At 34.1% G+C, this 20,273-nt stretch carries 23 protein-coding genes and 1 pseudogene; 6 read left to right on the plus strand and 18 right to left on the minus strand.

Annotation, left to right across the window (positions count from 1 at the left end; translation table 11 throughout):
• Positions 1–3 precede the first annotated feature (3 nt).
• The 7 genes from NST10_RS07900 to NST10_RS07930 all read right to left on the minus strand — a co-directional run bounded on the left by NST10_RS07900 (position 4) and on the right by NST10_RS07930 (position 6,816).
• Positions 4–1,029 (minus strand): methionine ABC transporter ATP-binding protein, encoded by a 1,026-nt coding sequence (locus tag NST10_RS07900; protein ID WP_000569267.1) that lies wholly within the window; start codon positions 1,027–1,029, stop codon positions 4–6.
• A 290-nt stretch (positions 1,030–1,319) separates the two neighbouring features.
• Positions 1,320–2,462, minus strand: coding sequence for an aminotransferase class I/II-fold pyridoxal phosphate-dependent enzyme (locus NST10_RS07905; protein ID WP_001036658.1), 1,143 nt, complete (start codon positions 2,460–2,462; stop codon positions 1,320–1,322).
• Positions 2,455–3,360, minus strand: coding sequence for a cysteine synthase family protein (locus tag NST10_RS07910; RefSeq protein WP_000634110.1), 906 nt, complete (start codon positions 3,358–3,360; stop codon positions 2,455–2,457). Before NST10_RS07910 ends, NST10_RS07905 begins: the two co-directional genes overlap by 8 nt.
• A 216-nt stretch (positions 3,361–3,576) precedes the next feature.
• Entirely contained in the window at positions 3,577–4,914 is a 1,338-nt protein-coding gene (locus tag NST10_RS07915; RefSeq protein WP_339209332.1) for a sodium-dependent transporter, read from the minus strand.
• A 165-nt stretch (positions 4,915–5,079) separates the two neighbouring features.
• Positions 5,080–5,193, minus strand: a complete 114-nt coding sequence (locus NST10_RS07920) for a hypothetical protein (RefSeq protein WP_000513423.1) — start codon at positions 5,191–5,193, stop codon at positions 5,080–5,082.
• Positions 5,194–5,370: 177 nt separating this feature from the next.
• Positions 5,371–6,105: a carboxylesterase gene (locus NST10_RS07925; RefSeq protein WP_001220806.1), complete on the minus strand. Its 735-nt coding sequence runs from the start codon at positions 6,103–6,105 to the stop codon at positions 5,371–5,373.
• 36 nt (positions 6,106–6,141) lie between these two features.
• Positions 6,142–6,816 (minus strand): phosphatase PAP2 family protein, encoded by a 675-nt coding sequence (locus NST10_RS07930; RefSeq protein ID WP_000565823.1) that lies wholly within the window; start codon positions 6,814–6,816, stop codon positions 6,142–6,144.
• 37 nt (positions 6,817–6,853) lie between these two features.
• Here NST10_RS07930 and NST10_RS07935 point away from each other — a divergent pair, with 37 nt between their 5' ends.
• The gene (locus NST10_RS07935) at positions 6,854–7,270 is read left to right on the plus strand and encodes a hypothetical protein (protein WP_078055748.1); all 417 of its coding nucleotides are present in this window, start codon (positions 6,854–6,856) and stop codon (positions 7,268–7,270) included.
• A 228-nt stretch (positions 7,271–7,498) separates the two neighbouring features.
• Here NST10_RS07935 and NST10_RS07940 read toward each other — a convergent pair whose 3' ends face one another.
• The 3 genes from NST10_RS07940 to NST10_RS07950 all read right to left on the minus strand — a co-directional run bounded on the left by NST10_RS07940 (position 7,499) and on the right by NST10_RS07950 (position 12,225).
• Positions 7,499–7,861, minus strand: a complete 363-nt coding sequence (locus NST10_RS07940) for a DUF2294 domain-containing protein (RefSeq protein ID WP_000831495.1) — start codon at positions 7,859–7,861, stop codon at positions 7,499–7,501.
• Between the two features lie 161 nt (positions 7,862–8,022).
• The gene (locus tag NST10_RS07945) at positions 8,023–10,728 is read right to left on the minus strand and encodes a YbcC family protein (protein ID WP_000211555.1); all 2,706 of its coding nucleotides are present in this window, start codon (positions 10,726–10,728) and stop codon (positions 8,023–8,025) included.
• A gap of 12 nt (positions 10,729–10,740) precedes the next feature.
• A complete protein-coding gene (locus NST10_RS07950) occupies positions 10,741–12,225 on the minus strand; it encodes an NADH dehydrogenase subunit 5 (protein ID WP_000948285.1) in 1,485 nt (494 codons plus the stop codon).
• A gap of 518 nt (positions 12,226–12,743) precedes the next feature.
• On the opposite strand from NST10_RS07950, the gene NST10_RS07955 reads away from it, so the two are divergent.
• The 4 genes from NST10_RS07955 (at position 12,744) to NST10_RS07970 (ending at position 13,153) form a co-directional block, all read left to right on the plus strand.
• Positions 12,744–12,809: a phenol-soluble modulin PSM-alpha-1 gene (locus NST10_RS07955; protein WP_014373781.1), complete on the plus strand. Its 66-nt coding sequence runs from the start codon at positions 12,744–12,746 to the stop codon at positions 12,807–12,809.
• 31 nt (positions 12,810–12,840) lie between these two features.
• A complete protein-coding gene (locus NST10_RS07960; RefSeq protein WP_014373780.1) occupies positions 12,841–12,906 on the plus strand; it encodes a phenol-soluble modulin PSM-alpha-2 in 66 nt (21 codons plus the stop codon).
• 52 nt (positions 12,907–12,958) lie between these two features.
• On the plus strand, positions 12,959–13,027 hold the full coding sequence (locus NST10_RS07965; RefSeq protein WP_099119694.1) for a phenol-soluble modulin PSM-alpha-3: 69 nt from the start codon (positions 12,959–12,961) through the stop codon (positions 13,025–13,027).
• Positions 13,028–13,090: 63 nt separating this feature from the next.
• Positions 13,091–13,153: a phenol-soluble modulin PSM-alpha-4 gene (locus tag NST10_RS07970; RefSeq protein ID WP_014532416.1), complete on the plus strand. Its 63-nt coding sequence runs from the start codon at positions 13,091–13,093 to the stop codon at positions 13,151–13,153.
• Between the two features lie 261 nt (positions 13,154–13,414).
• Here NST10_RS07970 and NST10_RS07975 read toward each other — a convergent pair whose 3' ends face one another.
• A complete protein-coding gene (locus NST10_RS07975; RefSeq protein ID WP_001287492.1) occupies positions 13,415–13,543 on the minus strand; it encodes a hypothetical protein in 129 nt (42 codons plus the stop codon).
• A gap of 268 nt (positions 13,544–13,811) precedes the next feature.
• Entirely contained in the window at positions 13,812–15,014 is a 1,203-nt protein-coding gene (locus NST10_RS07980; protein WP_001062991.1) for a GTP-binding protein, read from the minus strand.
• A gap of 118 nt (positions 15,015–15,132) precedes the next feature.
• On the opposite strand from NST10_RS07980, the gene NST10_RS07985 reads away from it, so the two are divergent.
• Positions 15,133–15,393 (plus strand): hypothetical protein, encoded by a 261-nt coding sequence (locus NST10_RS07985; RefSeq protein ID WP_001794548.1) that lies wholly within the window; start codon positions 15,133–15,135, stop codon positions 15,391–15,393.
• Positions 15,394–15,681: 288 nt separating this feature from the next.
• On the opposite strand, the gene NST10_RS07990 is transcribed toward NST10_RS07985, so the two are convergent.
• The 6 genes and pseudogenes from NST10_RS07990 to lpl1 form a co-directional block, all read right to left on the minus strand.
• A complete protein-coding gene (locus NST10_RS07990) occupies positions 15,682–15,996 on the minus strand; it encodes a hypothetical protein (protein ID WP_000172546.1) in 315 nt (104 codons plus the stop codon).
• An 18-nt stretch (positions 15,997–16,014) separates the two neighbouring features.
• Positions 16,015–16,338, minus strand: coding sequence for a hypothetical protein (locus NST10_RS07995; protein ID WP_000971498.1), 324 nt, complete (start codon positions 16,336–16,338; stop codon positions 16,015–16,017).
• Positions 16,335–17,662 (minus strand): annotated as a pseudogene (locus NST10_RS08000) (hypothetical protein). The gene NST10_RS07995 and the pseudogene NST10_RS08000 overlap by 4 nt, the downstream one beginning before the upstream one ends.
• Positions 17,655–18,443 (minus strand): tandem-type lipoprotein, encoded by a 789-nt coding sequence (locus NST10_RS08005; protein ID WP_001819714.1) that lies wholly within the window; start codon positions 18,441–18,443, stop codon positions 17,655–17,657. The pseudogene NST10_RS08000 and the gene NST10_RS08005 overlap by 8 nt, the downstream one beginning before the upstream one ends.
• Positions 18,444–18,640: 197 nt before the next feature.
• On the minus strand, positions 18,641–19,447 hold the full coding sequence (locus NST10_RS08010; RefSeq protein WP_339209341.1) for a tandem-type lipoprotein: 807 nt from the start codon (positions 19,445–19,447) through the stop codon (positions 18,641–18,643).
• Between the two features lie 30 nt (positions 19,448–19,477).
• Positions 19,478–20,251 (minus strand): tandem-type lipoprotein Lpl1, encoded by a 774-nt coding sequence (gene lpl1, locus NST10_RS08015; RefSeq protein WP_339209343.1) that lies wholly within the window; start codon positions 20,249–20,251, stop codon positions 19,478–19,480.
• Positions 20,252–20,273 lie beyond the last annotated feature (22 nt).

The raw sequence follows: 20,273 nt of genomic DNA on the forward strand, positions 1-20,273 counted from the left end.
ATGTTAATGCACCTCCTCAAATTGAATATTTTTCTCTTTGAAATATTGATTTATTGCCGTGCCATCAAATTGTTGATCCATATTAAATCGAAGCCACATATAACATACGGTGTTACCTTGTATTTCTGACATGGATGAAAATAAAATTTTAACCTCTCTGCCACAAATTTGAATCAAGTCATTTATAATCGGTTGTGTCATCTGAGTTTCCTCGACGAAGATTTTATAATCTTTAAAATCGCCAACTTGTTTGTCATTCAATCGACGAATCAATGATGGACTTGGCTCAGTCTGTATAACTGTAGACACAAAATTTTGAGCAATCGTCGTTTTAGGATGACTAAACACCTCTTTAACAGTTCCTGTTTCAACCACTTGCCCCTTTTCCATTACAGCAACACGATTACAAATGTCTTTAATAACGCGCATTTCATGTGTAATCATCATAATTGTAATGCCAAAGGTTTGATTGACATTCTTTAATAACGTCAATATCGAAGCAGTCGTTGCTGGATCCAATGCGCTTGTTGCTTCATCGCATAGGAGTATTTTCGGATTAGTAACAAGCGCTCTTGCAATAGCCACCCTTTGCTTCTGACCACCAGATAATTCATCAGGAAATTGGTCTTTTTTATCACTCAATCCTACAAATTCAAGCATTTCCGTTACTCGTTGCTTAATTTCTGTTTTGCTTTTCTTACTTAAAATGAGCGGCATAGCTACATTTTTAAATACCGTAGCTGAATTTAGTAAATTAAAATGCTGAAATATCATACCGATATCTTTCTTAATATCCCTCATCATTTTATCGCTATAATTCGTAATATCATGTCCATCTACAATCACTTGTCCATTCGAGGCAGCTTCAAGATGATTCACGAGTCTTACCAACGTACTTTTTCCTGCACCACTATATCCAATCACACCAAAAATATCATTGCGATTGACCGTAAATGATACGTCCTTCAAAGCATCTATTGTTTGCTTTTTCTTATGAAATGATTTACTAACTTGTCGAAACTCAATCATCATCGCCCCTCCTACAAATTCTTATTAATCCACTAGGAATAAGAGCATTATATGTAAAATTGCATATATCGTCAATACAATTTGCCGAATTTTCTAAAAAATTAAAAAATAATACCTTGTGACAATGACGAATTGTGAGACTACTATGACATTTATCAAATTAAATGAATAAAAATGACCAGCAATCCTCCACAATGCAATTACGAAATATTAACACCACACAAAAAAGCACTAGCATATTCAAGAACAACAAACGTTGAACTCAAAATATATGCCAGTGCTGCTATTATTTATAACGTATCTAGTGCTTGTTTTAAATCATCTACTAAATCTTCAGTATCTTCAATACCTACAGAAATTCTTACAAGTCCGTCTGTAATACCTTCTTTAGCTCGAATATCTGCTGGAATAGATGCATGTGTCATCAATGCAGGTACTGAAATTAAACTTTCCACTGCACCTAAACTTTCAGCTAATGTGTAATACGATGTTGCTTTAATCAATTGTTTGGCACTTTCTGTATTTTTCACTTCAAAAGCAATCACACCTGTATGGCCATCCGCTTGAGCCATATGGACATCATGATTTAAATGACTTTCAATACTTGGATGGAACACTTGTTGCACAGCTGGATGTGCTTGTAACATTTTAATAATTTCAATAACACTGCGATTAATTTGTTCCATACGTAAACCTAATGTTTTAATCCCCCTCACAAGTAAATAACTATCTTGAGGTCCTAAAATGCCACCTGTTGAATTTGAAATAAATGCTAAACGTTCTGCAAGCTTGTCATCCGATGTTGCAACTAAACCAGCAACGACATCACTATGTCCACCTAAATATTTCGTTGCAGAATGTAAGACAATATCGATGCCTAAATCTAATGGATTCTGATAATAAAGTGTCATAAATGTGTTATCAACGACTGAAATCAAACCGTGTTCTTTCGCAATTTCAGCAGACTTTTTAATGTCAGTAACACGTAATAATGGATTAGAAGGTGTTTCAATAAATAACATTTTTGTTGTTGGGCGTATCGCTTGTACAATTGAATCTGTATGCGTTGTATCTACAAAATCCACTTCAACGCCAAATCGTGTAAATACTTTTGTCAATGCGCGATAAGTACCGCCGTATACATCTGAATTTAAAATAATATGATCACCTTTGTCCAACAGCATAACAACTGCACTGATTGCTGCAACACCTGAACTAAATGCAAAGCCATGTTTGCCATTTTCTAATGACGCAATAACGCTTTCTACAGAACTTCTTGTTGGATTCGCAGTACGAGAATATTCATATCCTTGACGTAAATCACCAATATCATCTTGTAAATATGTACTTGTTTGATAAATTGGTGTTGTAACTGCACCTGTATAGTCGTCCGTTGTGTGTCCACCGTGAATTAATTTCGTTTTCTTATTCATAATCATTCTCCTCATAATTAAATATTTCCTTAGACATATATCGATCGCTACCATCTGGAAATACGACAACAATCGTACCTTCAGATAATTGCGCTTTTAAATTCAATGCACCTTGTAATGCTGCACCTGAAGAACTGCCTACCAATAATCCTTCATGCTTTGCCAAACTTTTGACATTTCGAAAGGCATCTTGATCTTTAATCGTAAATATCCCATCTACAAGACTTCTCTCTAAAAATATCGGCCATTTCTCAGAACCGATACCTTCAGTGTCATGTGCATGAGCTGGCCCTCCATTTAACACGGACCCTTCTGGCTCAACGGCATAACATTGCACGTGATGTTGCTTTAAATAACGTGCGGTACCTGTATATGTACCGCCAGAGCCAATACCAGCCACAAAATAATCAATATGCTGTAATGCTGAAGTCAATTCGGGTCCCAATGTATGAAAATATGTATCCGGATTATGTTCGGATTCAAATTGATTCATATAAACGGCACCATATTTTTCAGCATATGAACGTGCAGCTAATTGTGCCCCATGCATACCTTCAGACTGACTCGTTCTTGAAACATCTGCACCAAGCGCTATCATAATATTAATCTTTTCTTCTGAAAAACCATACGGCGCAAAGATCTTACATTTCAAATGATGTCTATTTGCTGCAATAGCTAACCCTATGCCTGTATTGCCAGCAGTCGCTTCAACAATAGTTTGACCTGCACGCACACGCCCTTCTTGAATTGCCATCTCTACTAAATATTTCCCGAGTCTGTCTTTAACACTGCCTCCAGGATTCCATTGTTCAAGCTTGGCATAAATTTTAACTTTATCATCACTATAATGTTCTAACAGTACTAATGGTGTATTGCCAATTAAATCATAAGTAATCATAGATGCACCCTCATCTGACATGCCGATCAAATGAATGAAACCTTTCTTCATGTCTCAATTTTAATTCTTACTTTTCAGATAAGAATTATAAACGACATTTTGTTATTTTGCAATTATCTAAGTTTCGATTAATTCAGAACCAGTACAAAATTTTCAATTCCAAACAAAAAAACACCTGAGCAACACAAATACTTGTGTGTCAGATGCTTCTATATATTAACTAAATAATTGCACGATAAAGACTAAAATAATAACGACAGGCATCGCATACTTAATTAAGTAATACCAACCACTGAATAATCTAAATCGATCTTTACCAAAATATTGTTGTAATAACTTTTTATCTAATAATTGTCCTACGACAAGCGTAGTACCTAATGCGCCTAATGGCATCAATACATTCGAAACGATGAAATCCATATTATCAAAAATCGTTCCCGCACCGAATCTTACATCTTTTAAGATACCAAAAGATAAGGTTGCTGGAATACTAATGATAAATACTAATATACTACCGATCACTGCGACTTTTTTACGTTTTGTATTGTCATTCTTCGTGAAGTTAGAAACATTTAATTCTAATAAAGAAATAGATGACGTTAAAGCCGCAAATAAGAACAGCACTAAGAATCCCAAATAGAATAATGTGCCTAGATGCATTTGACTAAAGACCATTGGCAGTACTTTAAATAATAATCCAGGCCCTTCTTGTGGCTCATAGCCAAAACTATGTAACGCCGGAAATATAGCTAGGCCTGCCAATACAGATACAAAGATATTCATAACAACGATAGAAATAGCTGATGACTTAATCGTCATGTCTTTAGAGGCATAACTCGCATAAGTAATCATACCTGTAGTTCCTAATGATAACGTAAAGAATGATTGACCTAGCGCAAACAAGATTCCATCAGCAGTAATCTCTGACACTCTTGGTTGTAAAATAAATTTCACACCTTCTAAGGCACCATCTAATGTTAAAGACTTAATCACAATGATGATTAAAAAGACAAACAGCAACGGCATCATAACTTTCGATGCCTTTTCTAATCCCTTTTCAACACCTAACATGACAATAATCATCGTAGCGAATATGAATATACCTTGCCCTAGAACGGTTAACCAAGGATTTGATATTACCGCTTCAAAATTCATTTCTTGGAGATGATTGATGCGTTGAAATATAACTAATTGCCATAATACTTGTCCGATGTAAATGACAATCCAACCACCAATAACACTATAGAAGGCAAATAAAATAAACACTGCCAAATTACCGTTCCAGCCAATGATATTGAGCCATTTTTTACCAGTTAATTTACTATATATTTGTGTTGTATATGTCCGTCCCATTTTCCCAACAGTGAATTCCATAATGAGTAATGGTAATCCAACAAAAATGGTGAATATTAAGAACATAGCTAGAAAGGCACCGCCGCCATAGATCCCTGCCATATATGGGAATTTCCACATGGCACCAAGACCGATTGCAGAACCCGCACTAGCTAAAATAAATCCAGTTGATGACTTCCATTGTGATTGTTGTCTTTTCATCATTCACATCTCCTTTAAAGCGTTAAAGCGTCTACGTGTTTAAGTAACACTCTAACATGTATGTAAATAACATGCAATACACCTGCATCAAAATTGTTTCATTAATACGGTAGCGCCTGAGTTTATCATAATATAGGAAATCCCTTGTAACGTGTTGTCATTACGCTACATTAAAATTTCTGGTTCAACGCTGTATACTTGCGCCAACATCTCGCCACATACAACACCATCCATATCCCCAACATCTCGCCACATAACAACTTCAGGTACAATGCCCACAAAATTCCCACAACATCACAATACAAATCAACTTCAGGTATAACTACATAATATTTCCACGACATCACAATACAAATTAACTTTGTCTAAGTTCCCTATACTATCACGCCACAAAAAACACTCAAATGACAAATATAATAACATCGTCACTCAAGTGTTAATTTTTAAAATCTTCAATTATGTTAAAGCATTGAAAAAGCGAATAATATTTTCTTCTAAAATATCTCTGCCTTCTCCATGCGTCATTAAATGATGAGAATCCTTCAGACCATTTAATTCTTTGTCTACTGATCCTAAATGTTCATAAATAAAGTGTGCACTTGTTTCATAGGATGGCGCATCTTTACCACCAAATAATATATTAGCTGGAATTTTAACAACATTTAAATTTGTCATGATATCATCAATAAAATGCTGAAACTTCGTAATTTCACCTTCATAATCATCAATTGCTGCTAATTGCGCACTCGATGCTTGCTGATCTAGATTTAAAATATTCGACATGCGTTGACTATAATAAACTAAATGTTCTATTAAGCCATCATCACTCTTTTCCTTTGGTGCTGACATGACAGCGATACGTTTCAAAGGATAGTGTTGCGCCAATTTTAATGTCATTAATCCACCTAAAGACACACCCGTTGCACTGATAGATTCATAACCTTCATTGACTAAAAATTGGTAAGCTTTCTCAACTTCTTCCCACCAATCATCTACATTATATGTTATGAAATCTTTCAATAATAAACCATGACCTGGATAATTCGGTGCATAACAACTAAATCCTTGGTCATTTAACTCAGCTGCAAGATGCTTCACATCCCGATTTGTACCTGTAAATGAATGTAATAATAATATCGCATGTCCATTTGTGCCTTTTAAATAAGATGGACTCGGTGTTTTAATTCTCATTTTTCTATATACCTCCACTATGTCTAAAGATGTTTGCTAAACGCGTTGTCGTCGATGATTAATAAAGTATGGGTATACCATTAAGAATAACGCTACCCAAATGATTGCTAGTGACGTGCCGCCAATGACATCTGAAAAGTAATGCGCATGAAAATAAAGGCGACAAAATAATATGCTAAGCCATAATATTCCCATAACCAGCGCACTCAACACTTTTGTCATTGTCTTAGCAGCAACTGAAATAATAATGATCATTAAGGCGAAATATAATAATGTGCTGGCGTTAGAATGTCCACTCGGAAATGAAAAGCCTGTATCAACGGCTAAATGATTATATGGTCTTGGACGTAAAACAGTATCTTTAATTAATTTGTTCATGATGACACCTGAAACCAAATATGTCACAAACCAAACCGCTAAATGCCTCTGTTTAATAAACAGTATGATTGTGACGATAATGGAAATCAACACGACACCTTTGACATCTCCAATTTCCGCACTAAACGTCATATAGTAATTAAATAAATTGTTAACATACTGGCGTTGTGGCTCACCGAAATAATCTGTAAACCATGTTAATGATCCCATATCTATATTTTTAAGCCATTCTTGATTTGTCACTACACTGTAAAACATACCTATAAATACAATCAGCGCGATTAAAAATAAAGGCACTGTCATTTTCGGTGATGTTAATTTTTTATCTATCATCTTACAATCTCCTCGTATCATCATTTTCATTTTACAAATGTTATCCATAATATCAATGTGCCACAAATTTCACTTTACCGACAATATCAAAATTATAAAGTTCATATTGTTATGTATATTGCAAATAAAACATTGTATAATTGAAATAACAATATTTTGCTATTTTCAATTTAGTACGATCTATATTTATTATACAGAGGGGGTAGGGCGTATCAATAGAGTAATTTTTGTCTATATAGCGTTAATCATTACATTAGTTAGATTCTTTACCCCTATACATCCATCGTTTTCAAATTTGATTTACTGGATATTTGTATTATATTTTATTCCTATTATACTATGCATTATCGGTTTCAAGGCCGAAAAACTTATTGCAACAATGGTCATTATACCTAATTTTTTAGGTATACTTTATCGATTATATGCCTACGTCACACATATACTCTTTATGTAAAAGGATAGTGGGCATGTCTCGCAACAAATATGCTTGCGTTGACTTGTCACCATTCACAAATTTTATGACATACACCTTTCACGGGCTATATTCAAACCAATGCATACATACACATGATAAACACATCATATAATAGAAAAACAGCACACCCAAATATATGGCGTTGCGCTGTTTAACCAAGCATACTTCTATAGCTTTAATAAGCCTGCAGAAGCATACCTAACCTTCTTAAATATGCTTTTCCAAATTATCCTCAAGTTTGAATACGATAATACGTTCACCTGTAACTGTACTTAAATCACTATGGAAGCTCATCACTTTGATACCTGTAATTTTAAAAATGATATCATTCAAATCTTGCTCACCGGATTCAACTAATTCAGAACGTGTTCGTTTAATATTTAATAATCCTTCATTCGTACTACACACACGATATTCTGCTGGCGTTAAGATACCTTGTAAACTAATAATCACCATATCTCTTAAAATGTCTGATTTAACCGACAAGGAACCTCTGCCAAGGAAATCTTTTTCCCATTGCGTAATGGCTTTACTGATTTCAGCTTCGATTTCACCTTTCGTTCTTTTCATATCACTAACTCCAATAATATTAAAATTGATTACTTCATCTTTGTATCGTTATCACGACATCAACTATAACATTAAGTTTATCATTTTTAGTATATTTTAAGAAGCTAGAACATTGTAGATATGATGATATATTAGTTACTTAGCATCGCAACATTTCATCGTTAAATCCAACTTTTAAAACGCCCTTCCTCATTAACGCTCATTAAACGCAGCCAATGATTAGACACCTTCCTAGCGAAATGCTCATTATTCGCGAGTAGTCTAGCTACAACAAAATCGGGTGCCTGAACAACGACAAGCAAACGAATTGGCGAATGATACATCGTTCGATCAGCAGCCATAACAGATTGCCATGATAAGCCATACATCAGATCACTCGCATTACCTTGCATGACACCAACACCTGACGTGACGGTTTGTGTCGCTTTATTCCCACTTCCGTAAAAATGCGGCGCAACTGTCGACGCATAATATTGTAAATTAATCCATTGTGCCACAAGCGCCGGACCAGAAATGATGGTATTTAACAATTTGCCATCTTTATCTTTACGCCAATCATAATTGTGTAAAAATGTCCGCCCTTCTAAATCAATGCCTTTTGTTAATTGGCGTCGTCCAATTATAAATGATGCATTTTTAGCCAAGCCCCATTCTGGACGTACCTCACTCCAATCACTTGCAAACCGCTGCGCTTCTTCCACTGGATGATTCACACGACCAATCGTTGGCAGTTTGTCCAAACGTTCGCGATTCGCGTGTTCAGAAATCATCGGCATGACGTCATTCAATGATTCATATGCATCTAGAGCTAAAGCTGATAATGTGTCTGGCACATATACCCATGCCAATGTATCAGTAGACGTATGATGTTCTGCTGCCGCAAAAACAGTAGTCTCTGGAATATACACGCCTGCTTGTTTTAATCCTTGTCTGACATTTGGACGATTACATATCATCGCTAATAACTTAGCATTAAAACCGCTTGATGCACCACCACAAGCCCCACATTCAAGTGATGCGTGATGTGGATTATTGTGAGAATGACTAGCATGACCTGCTAACACAACGAACGGCGCAAATGCTTCGGTTAAATCCATCAATTTCAACGCTTGTAACGCGAAATCAATTTGCTCTTGTTCAGTAAATCCAACAGGTAAGTCTGATGTTCTGTCAAACTCACGATCAATCGTTAACTTTGTTTCAGGCTTTTTTAACCATTTTTGTTTTATTTTTTGTAAAGACACGCGACTTTTTCTAGGCATAATCGAATTGACAATGGTACTCAAGCTTAAAAATGGCCCACTTAATTCAGGCAATAACAGACTAGGCATAACATTATTTTTCATCAATTTAAATGTGTAAAACATCGATGACATTGTCTGTTGCTGTTGTCGATAAACATTCATATCGTAGCGGTCTGCAAATTCTTTAATGCGATATGCCGGCGGTACCATGACAGGTAATGAATCATGTTTGAATTGTTCGTCTACGGCATCTTTTTGAATAGGTAATCCAAAAAAACCTGCAATACCAATCGTTTCAAAGGGCCCTGCTGCTTCGATATGTCTACGAAATGGTTCTGAACGAACATCTATACAAAATGCAATTTGCGCTTTCGTTGATGTGCCCACCTGATTTAGCTCGCTATTATTTTCATCAACTGCTTGTGTGGCATTTAACGATACTGAATGTGACTGATTAGCGTTGTCATTTTCAGTAACATTTACTTGGTTTACATCTAATGCGCCCGCCACACTTTCATGACCTGCTTTAATTTTTTGTTTTAACTGAGATTCGTATGTCATTTCCCAGGCAATCAACCATAAATTTTTAAATACATTTTTATTCATAGTTGCTGCAAAATGAATAAACGTTTGAATTTCATTGACGTCATGTTGTAGTAATACATCGCTAGGCATATCACTGTAGTAACACCATGATGCAACAGTTTGCTTAAACCAATTTTCCGATCTGCTTTCACAATCTTTAGTGACTGACTTAAACTCATCACCAACTAGCAATTGTTCGACAACTAACCGAATGGCCAAATAATCCGTTAACAAATGTTGTTCAAAGTGATGCTGTTGTGAGCGGTAGTATAATATACCTGCCCAACCCGGTAACGCCAAAAGATGTCCTTCAACATAAGCTTGGTAGTCTTCCTGCGCTATTGAAAAATGATTTAATACTGACTCTATCGTCATTTTAGGATCATTGGGTAAGCCTTTAATCACTTGGCGCTGTGCTTTAGTAAAACTATGGTCATGTTGCGCTAAATGCAACCATGCATGGTAAAAACTTTGCTCACGCTTCGGCATTGTCCAACTCGATAGAAATTGATCGATATAAAGTTTCGTCCATTTAATCATTTGACGATTCACTTGTTCGCTAAGTGGCTCACCTTGTTCATCTATTATTGCATCACTCATCGGACGTACATCATAGTGATGATATGATTCAGCCATATCACGTTTTGATTTTTCTAATAGTAGATCAGCAACAACATCAACATTTGAATGATTCATGTATGATGCAGGTACGTCTTTTAATGTTTTAATGTTATCAATATAAAGATTGATGTAGTGTTGCGGGATATTGTAGTGATGTTCAAGTAGCATATCAGTAACAAGTTGATTAAAGACACTTTCGTCTAATTCACCGCGTGCCACAGCACTTTCTATTAATGCTTTATTTGGGAAAATATCCACATCGCGAACATCACGTAACCATTTTGCGACATCTTCAAACGTATCCGCTTCTAATCCTTCCCATGGATTTCGTGCTGCAAAAATCGAAATCGGTGATAATGGTGTAATAACACGTTTCGCATTTTCAATGACTGAATTGATATTTAACTGTGTTGTCATACCTTTCACCTCCTATAAATACTTCTTCAAATAATTCGGATGACTTTCTATCGCTTTCGAGCGTGCTTCTCCTAGATTAACTAACCACACGTACAATACCGCAAAAGTCTTAGAGTATCGATGACGCGCTACCCAGATACTTAATAAACTACCAAATATTAATATGACAACACTAATGATGACACTAATTGTAGGCGGCGTTGTCGCATGTGTTGTTATATTTTGTAATACATCGTAAAAATAATTATGTGTGATGATGTAGATAAATGTCACAATTGAAATCAAAATCATGCCAACCAGACGTGCCATACGCCCTTTACTAAAGGCTACCATTTGATTCCAAGATACAAGTAATGACCATGCTAGAATGAGTGCACTTAACACTTCATATGCACTTCTGTCACTACTCATCCAAAACAGAAATGCCACGATAATAGCTAATACACGTCCCATGACAATCCAGCCATAAGCGTCTTTAGCAGATGCTTGTTTTGGAATATTGAATCGCTTCACGATAGAACCTGATTGTAAAAATAATGTTGCTTTAAAAATACCGTGCAATATTAAATGTATAATCGCTGCTGAATATACACCAAGTGCGCATTGAACTAACATAAAGCCCATTTGACTCATCGTAGAGCCCACCAATTGGCGTTTATAGTCAACTTGAACCAAGCTAATACCCGATCCTAACAATACAGAAATGCTTGAAAGGATAAGTAATAATGATAACGCAAATCCATTATCAAATATCGGCGCAAAACGAGTTAGAATAACACCACCTGCATTCACAATTCCTGCATGCATAATTGCCGATACTGGCGTTGGTGCTGTTACAGATTCAATCAACCATCGATGAAAAGGAAATTGTGCTGCCGGTATCATGACAGCTAATACAAGTAGTACATTCGTCAACAATGACCATGTCGGATGCGCTATATGTTGTGGTACCCGCCACTCGCCAGTTGCAATATAAATAGATACAATTGCTCCAACGAATGCAAGCCAACCACATAAAAATGTCATGCTTGATAATTTCGCAGACTCACGTGGCACTTTCCAAAAACGATTAACGTTCATCAGCAATGTTAAACATAATAATGTCATACCCCAGCAGAGTGCCATCAGTCTTAAGTCTTCAGACATCCATGCTAAAGATGCAAACGATGTAATCGCAGTGAACAATGGAAAGTAATGTCTATAATGATGATCACCTAGTAAATATCGCATTGAAAACTTTTGAATAATAAAGCCAAGCGCCATTACAAAGCCAGCTAATAACCAAGATAAACGATCTATTTTAAATGGACCTAAGACATGTTGACCATGAATACCGAAAAAGCCAATGACTGCAAATAATACTGGCATGACTAGTATGTATAAATGTAATTTAATATATCTCATTGGCATAACTGGTGCTAAAAACAACAAGCCACTTATCAATGCAATGATAAGCGCAATAACAAACAGTGAAAATAGCAATTGAAAACTTAACACTGCATAACCTCCTTATTTCTAATCTCTCGCATAATGCTTATGTATAAAAAGAAAAACCTACAATAGTAGATTCTGTACATAATGGCAGAAAATTTACTATTGCAGGTTTCAGTTTAACTAGACACTGCACCATGGTATGTTGATATACCTTGTTACACTGTTCTCTTTAAGCGTGCTCCCATGCACATATGTATATAAAATGTTACTTCTGTCTGTTCAATTCATCTTCATAAATATGCTTTGCCTAGACGAGACCTAACGTGTTATTCGTTTTAAACTTATAACATAAAATATAATTAAATTTCTGCTTCATGTCAAATTCATGACCTTAACCCCACTAAACTAATGATTGTAAAGATTTTGTAAATGCACCTGTACAGTTAGGCAGTATTTCCCGTCCTTTTAAAATAAAAAATTCGCAGTTATGATCATAACAATTCAAGTTAGGAAAAAAATCAATTACGCACAAGATAACTATGTACAATGAAGTTAACTCATAAGCAAAGGAGGTAATCTTAATGGGTATCATCGCTGGCATCATTAAAGTTATCAAAAGCTTAATCGAACAATTCACTGGTAAATAAGTTTTCATAACAAACAAAGGAGGTCTTTCACATGGGTATCATTGCAGGAATCATTAAATTCATTAAAGGATTAATTGAGAAATTCACTGGTAAGTAAGTTATAAAAATATCATAGATATGAACATCTTATTTGAAGGGGGGCCATTCACATGGAATTCGTAGCAAAATTATTCAAATTCTTTAAAGATTTACTTGGTAAATTTTTAGGTAACTACTAATCTCAAACATTAACGATCAACAACTCATCACTATGTTAAATCAACATACAGGAGGACAAAACGATGGCTATTGTAGGTACTATCATTAAAATCATCAAAGCAATTATCGACATTTTCGCAAAATAATTTAAGCGAATTGAATACTTAAAATTCTCAGGCCACTATACCAATAGGGATGGTGGCTTTGCTTTGTGTTGATTTATTGATGTGAGATGAGTCTGGGTAGTTTGTTGCAAATAAATGGTCTTGGTGTTTTTTGTATAGGATGTTCTTAGTGGGACGTACGGAATATTCGTGATCTTTGTAGTCTGACGCGTTATATTTTTGTGGCGTGTTTTATGTTTGATACTCGAGGTCTGAGACATTCATGATTTGGCATGTGAAATCTTAATGATCTTCATGATCTAGCGCATGATATATTGGACGCGTGCAGAATTTCATTGCACGTTTAGGCTGAAACACTCGTGTGACTGTAAGCAGTAATAGTACATTGATAGCTGCATTTGCTTCACTCATTTTTATGACCTTTAAACAATGATTGTACTTTCAATTAACAGTTGGTACGATGGTTTTGTCATTTTTCATCAACGCAAATATAAAAAGGACTAAGACACATACATGTCCTAGCCCTATGGATAAAATGCAAATTTCTGCTTTATCAAAACTATCACACTTTAGATAGATTGAAAACAAAAAGATCCTAAGAACATCTTAACTTTTTATTAATTGTCATAAATTGCAAACAATTAAGCCACAATTTAAAAATGATTACACTTCATTCAACTTATCGTGCCGGTCTAATTTGCCATTGATATGGATCTTCAAATTGTTGCCAATCTGCATCAATTTCTTGCGCATTGACTAAGCATGCATCGAGTTCTTTTGTAATTGCACCTTCATCTAAGTCTGTACCAATAATGACAAATTGTGTATGACGATCGCCATATTCTGGATCCCATTCAGCTGCGACGTCTTGGCGTTCTGCTAATATTTGCGTTTGTTGCGCTTCAGACATACTAGCCACCCAATATGTAACTGGATGAATATTGCAAGATGACCCTGCTTGAGATAATAAACATGCTACATGATTGTATTGTGCTAACCATACGATACCTTTTGATCGAACGACATTATTTGGCATGCTTTCTAACCAATCATTGAACCTTTTAGCATGGAAAGGTAGACGACGTTTATATACAAACGATGATATACCATATTCTTCTGTTTCAGGTGTATGCGATGCATGCCCACCAGACTCAAGTTCTTTGATCCATCCTGCTGACTCGCTCGCTTTTTCAAAATCAAAACGCTGCGTATTCAAGACTTCTTTTAAATCTACTTCAGAATTTGTTGTCTTAATAATTTTAGCAGTCGGTTGCAATGCACTTAACACTTTTTCTAACTTCGCTAGTTCTTCTTCACTTATTAAGTCAATTTTATTAATAATCAATACATCACAAAATTCAACTTGGTCAATTAATAAATCAGCAATCGAACGCTCATCTGTTTCATCAACGCTTTGATCACGATCCATCAATAAATCTTCTGAGTTGATGTCATGGACGAAGCGGTTAGCATCCACAACTGTAACCATTGTATCTAAACGGCAAATCGCTGTAAGATCAATGCCAAGTTCATCATCAATATATGAGAAAGTTTGTGCAACAGGTACTGGCTCTGAAATCCCTGTTGACTCAATAACAATTTGATCGATGCCACCTTTTTTCACTAAACGCTCAACTTCTTTTAATAAATCGTCTCTAAGTGTACAACAGATACAACCGTTAGAAAGTTCGACTAATTTTTCGTCTGTGCGCGATAGTCCCCCACCATCTGCGACAAGATCTTTATCGATATTAACTTCACTCATATCATTTACAATTACTGCGATACGTCGACCTTCACGATTTTGTAAAATATGATTTAACAACGTTGTTTTCCCCGAGCCTAAATAACCACTTAATACCGTAACTGGAATTTTAGCCATATATATACCCTCACTTCAATTTATTTGTAAATAGGAATAATTCCGTTTTACATTATATAGGAGCATTTCACCTTTCGCAATCTTCGATAATAAAAAAATAGTATACTTAATTAAATTATTGAGCACTTTACTTTATAATAGAGACAAAGATATATCTCACGAGAGAGAATCGAGGTGTATAAACATGTTATTTGTCATTTTAGTTTTATATATCATTGGTATTGCATTTATTCTACTCAGTGTTTTTGGTTCAAAGACTGAAGGATTATCTACGAAACATACTTTATATACCATTGGCAGTGCTATTATAACGATTGCTATTTTTATTTCAATTGGCTATGCCATTCAATACTTAACTGCAGCGCTTTATGGTTTGTAAGTTGAAGATGATTTATGGCGGGTAGTTCAGGAGAGGTTAACTTGCGTTGATTTTGATAAAGTGGTCATAGCTTTTGGTACTTGAGGATTTTGTTGTTGCTGTTTGGAATGTGGATATGTTTAATGCGGGACAGTAATTTAAGTTGTGTTTTTACAATTGTGAGTGTGATATTTCGATTAAGAGAGCGTTACTTTACATGGAAATAAAATAAATTAAAAAGAAGCGGCCTAGTGTCAGTTGTGAATACACTGAACATTGGTCGCTTTATTTAGTATAATGATATGTAGTTTAGCTATTAATTTTTTTCAGGTCATCCTTAATGCTGTCTATCTCAGACATGGCACTTTTAACCCAATCTCCTTGAGCTGCGCCTTTAAAATTAGCTTTAAAAGCCTCGCAATGTTGCGCCATTTGTTCAATTAATACTTTTTCTTCACCTTTTAATCCGTTTTCAATATCTTTGTATTTATGCTTATGTTCAGGTGCAATAACTGTGCGAATATTTTCTTTTTGAGCATTCATTTTAGATATGAGATTAAGTGTTTCTACTGTAGTACTTATATCTGGCATTCTTAAGGTCATATCTGGTTCTATTAGAGTCATTTAATCTCCTCCAAATTATCAGTCACTTAGTTTATCTAACTGCTTTTCATAAGACTTTTTTAAGTCTTCTTTATATTCTTCTAATTTCCATTCTTGCTTTCTAATTATCTCATTGATTTCTTGCTCATACGCTTCTATATTTCTCGTCATTTTCCTTTGGGCATCTTCACTATAATTCATTTCGTGCTTCAAATATTGAAAAACATCATAACTACGTTCATTTTCTTTTCGAGTTCTATGCCTAAGTTCATTTAAATTTTGCAGTTCATTCTCTATACGTTTTTTCTCGGATTCATATGATTCTTCTAATTCATTTTTATTATTAATTTGATTAAACATCATAGTAATCCACCTATTTGTGATGCAAGCACTTGATCTTTATCTACGATTTCATTAATACTGAGTCTAACTCTCATAATATAATTTGATACAGAAGACCCTATCGTTGAAAGTTGTCTTTCTTTTGCAGATATCATTTGTTCAGGTTCTCTTACCATACTACTTTCATTCACTTGACCTTCATCTAAAGCATTAAGAACTTCATTTACACTCAAATCTTCACCTACAGCTTTTCCAGCTTTTTGAGCGTCTTCCCAATTTTTTCCAAATTTCTTTTTCTTTTCATTATACATTTTTTTGATTTGATTAATTTCATCGTCTATCAGTTGACTGAATGACTGCGCAATTGTTAAAGCTGTTAAACTGTCTAAAACTTTCTGCTGCGAAGAAGATAATCCTCCTCCATTTGCAGTCATCATATTGGCTCTAAGTAATTCTATACTAGCTAATTTAGAGATAGCATTATTTGAATGCTTTACAAATGACTTATTATTTTCTTCTGCATAACCTTTTAGTTTTTTAAGTTCTTTTTTTATAGCTTTTTGTTCTTCTTCGGTCAGAAAGCCTTCCATTTCATGACCTTTACCATTTTTAAAGACTTTATCATTACCGAAAAAAACATAATGCTTATATTTCTTCAGATTTTCTGTCAATGCATCATTTTCTGCAACAAACCTAGTAATATTACCTTTATAATTTTTATATAATTCTAACAATCGTTTTCCATCTGGGGAATTAGGATTCAAACTAGTTATAGAAATAGGAGCTGGATTATAAACCACAATGTTCGGAATACCATTACTCATTCCTAGAACTACCGCATCTCTTCCACCTAGTGAATGTCCAGTAATAAAATCAATGTCATACTTACTTTTTATTTTATTTATAAATTCTTGTGTATTCGCATATCTATAGTTTTGATCAGATGCAGGAGAATATAATATTTTAATATCTGCATATCCATCTTTAACTGTTTCCAAAGCATTGGTAACATTTTGTCTTGAAAATTCACCTTCTTTTAACTTTTTAAAGGCTTCGCCTTGTATATTAGTCCCAGTCATCCCAAGAGTTACTTTGCCTGTATCTTTATTTAAAAAAGCAGAAGTTGTTACTCCAGTAAGAGAATCAGTGTAACTATCAACATATTCAAGATTAGAAGGGAACATGCCCCTTTCTGCGCTTCTATCTAACTGTTCCTTTATTGCCATCTTACTCAAATTATGATTATTAGCATTTTCAATTTCATACGCCATAAATGATATTGCGCTTGTCGGTTCAGTATCTTTTTTAATTTGCCAACATCTAATTTATAGACACTCTTACTCATTATAGTCTCCTTCACTCGGTTTAAACTCTATACTATCAATACAAGAAACACTTTCTTCTTTGTTCCTATTGAAAATTATCTGTATCTCCTTATATCCAACAGAAGACCCTTTTATATTACCTGCTCCTTTGAACAATAACTTAGGATTTTTATTAGACTTAATATTGAATCGATTTTTTAATTGTTTGATGTTATTATCATCATCATTAATTTTATATTCAGCTGAATAGTTAGGCGCATTAGGATTATAAGAAATATTTGTTATCCTATCCGTATTTAAACTCTTAAATTCACCATATTGAGAAAATAATTTGAAGTTTTCAATTTCTCTTTTTAAATCTTCGTTTTTTACATCTTCAGTTGGAATTATTTTATTATTCACCAATTTAACTGGATACTTTTTTTCGTTTTTTTGAACATCATGATTTTTATCTTCTTTCAATTCTCTTATAATATAACTTCCTTTAGCAGTTCTCTTATTTCTATCTAACTTTAATATCATTCCTCGTGATTTTAAACTCTCGCCTTTGAATTCTGATACAATAGATGAATACAGAACCCACATCCCTTTGTCACCTTTTTCAAATTCGCCATCTCGATAGCCTTCTTTGTCGTATAAATCCTCGAGATTCTTAATTGGATACATATCTAACGTTTTCGCAAAACTCTTTTTGATTTGTTCTTCTTTTGAATCTGTTTTATTTGTTTGTTCCTCTTTTTTCTGTTCATCTTTCATATTTCCACATCCCCCAATAAAAATGATTAAAAGTAATACACTCATGTACAAAGCAATTTTTTTATATACTCCATCATTTCACATCTCTCTGCTTTATTTTTATACACATTTGAATATTTCATACAACTTAATAAAATAGTGATTATTACACTTTTATGTTATCAAACAAAACTAACTTATTCAATTTAATACATGTAATTCATTTAACTTTATTATTAAATGTTCTAACGTTATTTTTTATATTAGTAATTATATTTATCCTCGCTTGGATTAAAGTAGACACTATCTGTGAAGTAAATATTTTCTCCCTTATTTTCAACAAAGGTAAATTCAATATTTTTATATCCAACTGATGAGCCTTTTAGATTACCTGACCCTTTCAATAATAATTTAGGCGCTTTTTGCGTCGGGATATTATATCGCTTACGTAATTGTTCTACATTGTAATCACTGTTTTTCAATTGATATTGTGCAGAGTATATTGGTGCTTCTGGGTTATATGTCACTTCTCCGTCTTTATAGTTTTCCAATTCTTTGAAATTCCCGTATTGTACAAAGAATTTAAATTCTTCAATTTCTTTTTTTACTTTTTCATCAACGATTTGTTTTAATGGAATGATTTTATTATTTTCCATTTTTACAGGATACCTTTTTGTATGATTGTGTGTCATTCCATCGCTATCTTCAACAACTTCTCTAACAATATAATTCCCTTTAGCCGTTCTAGTATTTCTGTTAATTTCTAAAACTACTCCCCTAGATTCCAGATTTTCTCCTTTTAATTGGATTTTCATTTCAGATCTAATAACCCAAGTCCCTTTATCGCCTTTTTTAAATTCGTCATCTCGATAACCTTCTTTGTCGTATAAATCCTCGAGATTTTTGATTGGATACATATCTAACGTTTTCGCAAAGCTCTTTTTAATTTGTTCTTCTTTTGAATCTTCTTTTGCTTTTTCCGCAGTATCGCTTGAACTATTACAACTTATTATAAAAATGCTCAAAATAATAGCACTTATGAACAGTGCAAGCTTTTTTAGATGTCCCATTTTTTCACACCCTAATATTCCTTATCAATACTATTTTTTCGCTGGTTTATAACTTAAAAATTCAATGACTGATAATTTGCTGTTTTCACGTTTTGAAAAGTCAATTTCTAACTTTCTATAACCTACGGAACTGCCTTTCAGGTCACCATCAATATGCATTTTTAATATAGGTGATTTTTCAGTCGAAATATTATAACGACTTCTTAATTGCTTAACATTTTCATCTTTATTGCTCATTTTGAATTCAACATCATAACTAGGAACATTTTCATTAATTGAAACATCACCATTATTATATTTTTTCAATTCTTTAAGATTTGCATATTGACCGAAAAATTTAAAATTTTCTATTTTCTGCTTGAGCTTATCATCTTTTACTTCATCTAATAAAATAATCTTATTATTTTTCATTTCAATTTTATCATTCTTTTCATCTGGCAGTTTACCATTCCGGTAAAATGTAGTAACAAAATAATGGCCTTTAGCGGTTCTAGTATTCCTATCCAGATTTAAAACCATACCTTCATCATCCAATTCACCCGGTTTATTACTTTTAGCGAAATCTGTGTATATCGTCCACATCCCTTTGTCACCTTTTTCAAATTCACCATCTCTATAGCCTTCTTTGTCGTATAAATCCTCGAGATTTTTGATTGGATACATATCTAACGTTTTCGCAAAGCTCTTTTTGATTTGTGTTTCTTTTGAACCTTCTTTTGTTTCATTACCTTTGCCACAACCTGCTATCGCAAACATTAAAATCATAACGCTTATGTACAATGCAAACCTTTTTAAATACCCCATCGTTTCACGTCTCTCTGTTTTA

The sequence above is a fragment of the Staphylococcus sp. FSL W8-0305 genome, from assembly GCF_037966415.1.
In the GTDB taxonomy this organism is placed as follows: Bacteria; Bacillota; Bacilli; order Staphylococcales; family Staphylococcaceae; genus Staphylococcus; species Staphylococcus aureus.

Coding starts and splice junctions, on each gene's coding strand:
- NST10_RS07900 (WP_000569267.1), bottom strand. CDS start 1,029: ATGATTGAGTTTCGACAAGTTAGTAAATCATTTCATAAGAAAAAGCAA.
- NST10_RS07905 (WP_001036658.1), bottom strand. CDS start 2,462: ATGAATAAGAAAACGAAATTAATTCACGGTGGACACACAACGGACGAC.
- NST10_RS07910 (WP_000634110.1), bottom strand. CDS start 3,360: ATGATTACTTATGATTTAATTGGCAATACACCATTAGTACTGTTAGAA.
- NST10_RS07915 (WP_339209332.1), bottom strand. CDS start 4,914: ATGAAAAGACAACAATCACAATGGAAGTCATCAACTGGATTTATTTTA.
- NST10_RS07925 (WP_001220806.1), bottom strand. CDS start 6,105: ATGAGAATTAAAACACCGAGTCCATCTTATTTAAAAGGCACAAATGGA.
- NST10_RS07930 (WP_000565823.1), bottom strand. CDS start 6,816: ATGATAGATAAAAAATTAACATCACCGAAAATGACAGTGCCTTTATTT.
- NST10_RS07935 (WP_078055748.1), top strand. CDS start 6,854: ATGTTATCCATAATATCAATGTGCCACAAATTTCACTTTACCGACAAT.
- NST10_RS07940 (WP_000831495.1), bottom strand. CDS start 7,861: ATGAAAAGAACGAAAGGTGAAATCGAAGCTGAAATCAGTAAAGCCATT.
- NST10_RS07945 (WP_000211555.1), bottom strand. CDS start 10,728: ATGACAACACAGTTAAATATCAATTCAGTCATTGAAAATGCGAAACGT.
- NST10_RS07975 (WP_001287492.1), bottom strand. CDS start 13,543: ATGAGTGAAGCAAATGCAGCTATCAATGTACTATTACTGCTTACAGTC.
- NST10_RS07980 (WP_001062991.1), bottom strand. CDS start 15,014: ATGGCTAAAATTCCAGTTACGGTATTAAGTGGTTATTTAGGCTCGGGG.
- NST10_RS07990 (WP_000172546.1), bottom strand. CDS start 15,996: ATGACTCTAATAGAACCAGATATGACCTTAAGAATGCCAGATATAAGT.
- NST10_RS07995 (WP_000971498.1), bottom strand. CDS start 16,338: ATGATGTTTAATCAAATTAATAATAAAAATGAATTAGAAGAATCATAT.
- NST10_RS08005 (WP_001819714.1), bottom strand. CDS start 18,443: ATGAGTGTATTACTTTTAATCATTTTTATTGGGGGATGTGGAAATATG.
- NST10_RS08010 (WP_339209341.1), bottom strand. CDS start 19,447: ATGGGACATCTAAAAAAGCTTGCACTGTTCATAAGTGCTATTATTTTG.
- lpl1 (WP_339209343.1), bottom strand. CDS start 20,251: ATGGGGTATTTAAAAAGGTTTGCATTGTACATAAGCGTTATGATTTTA.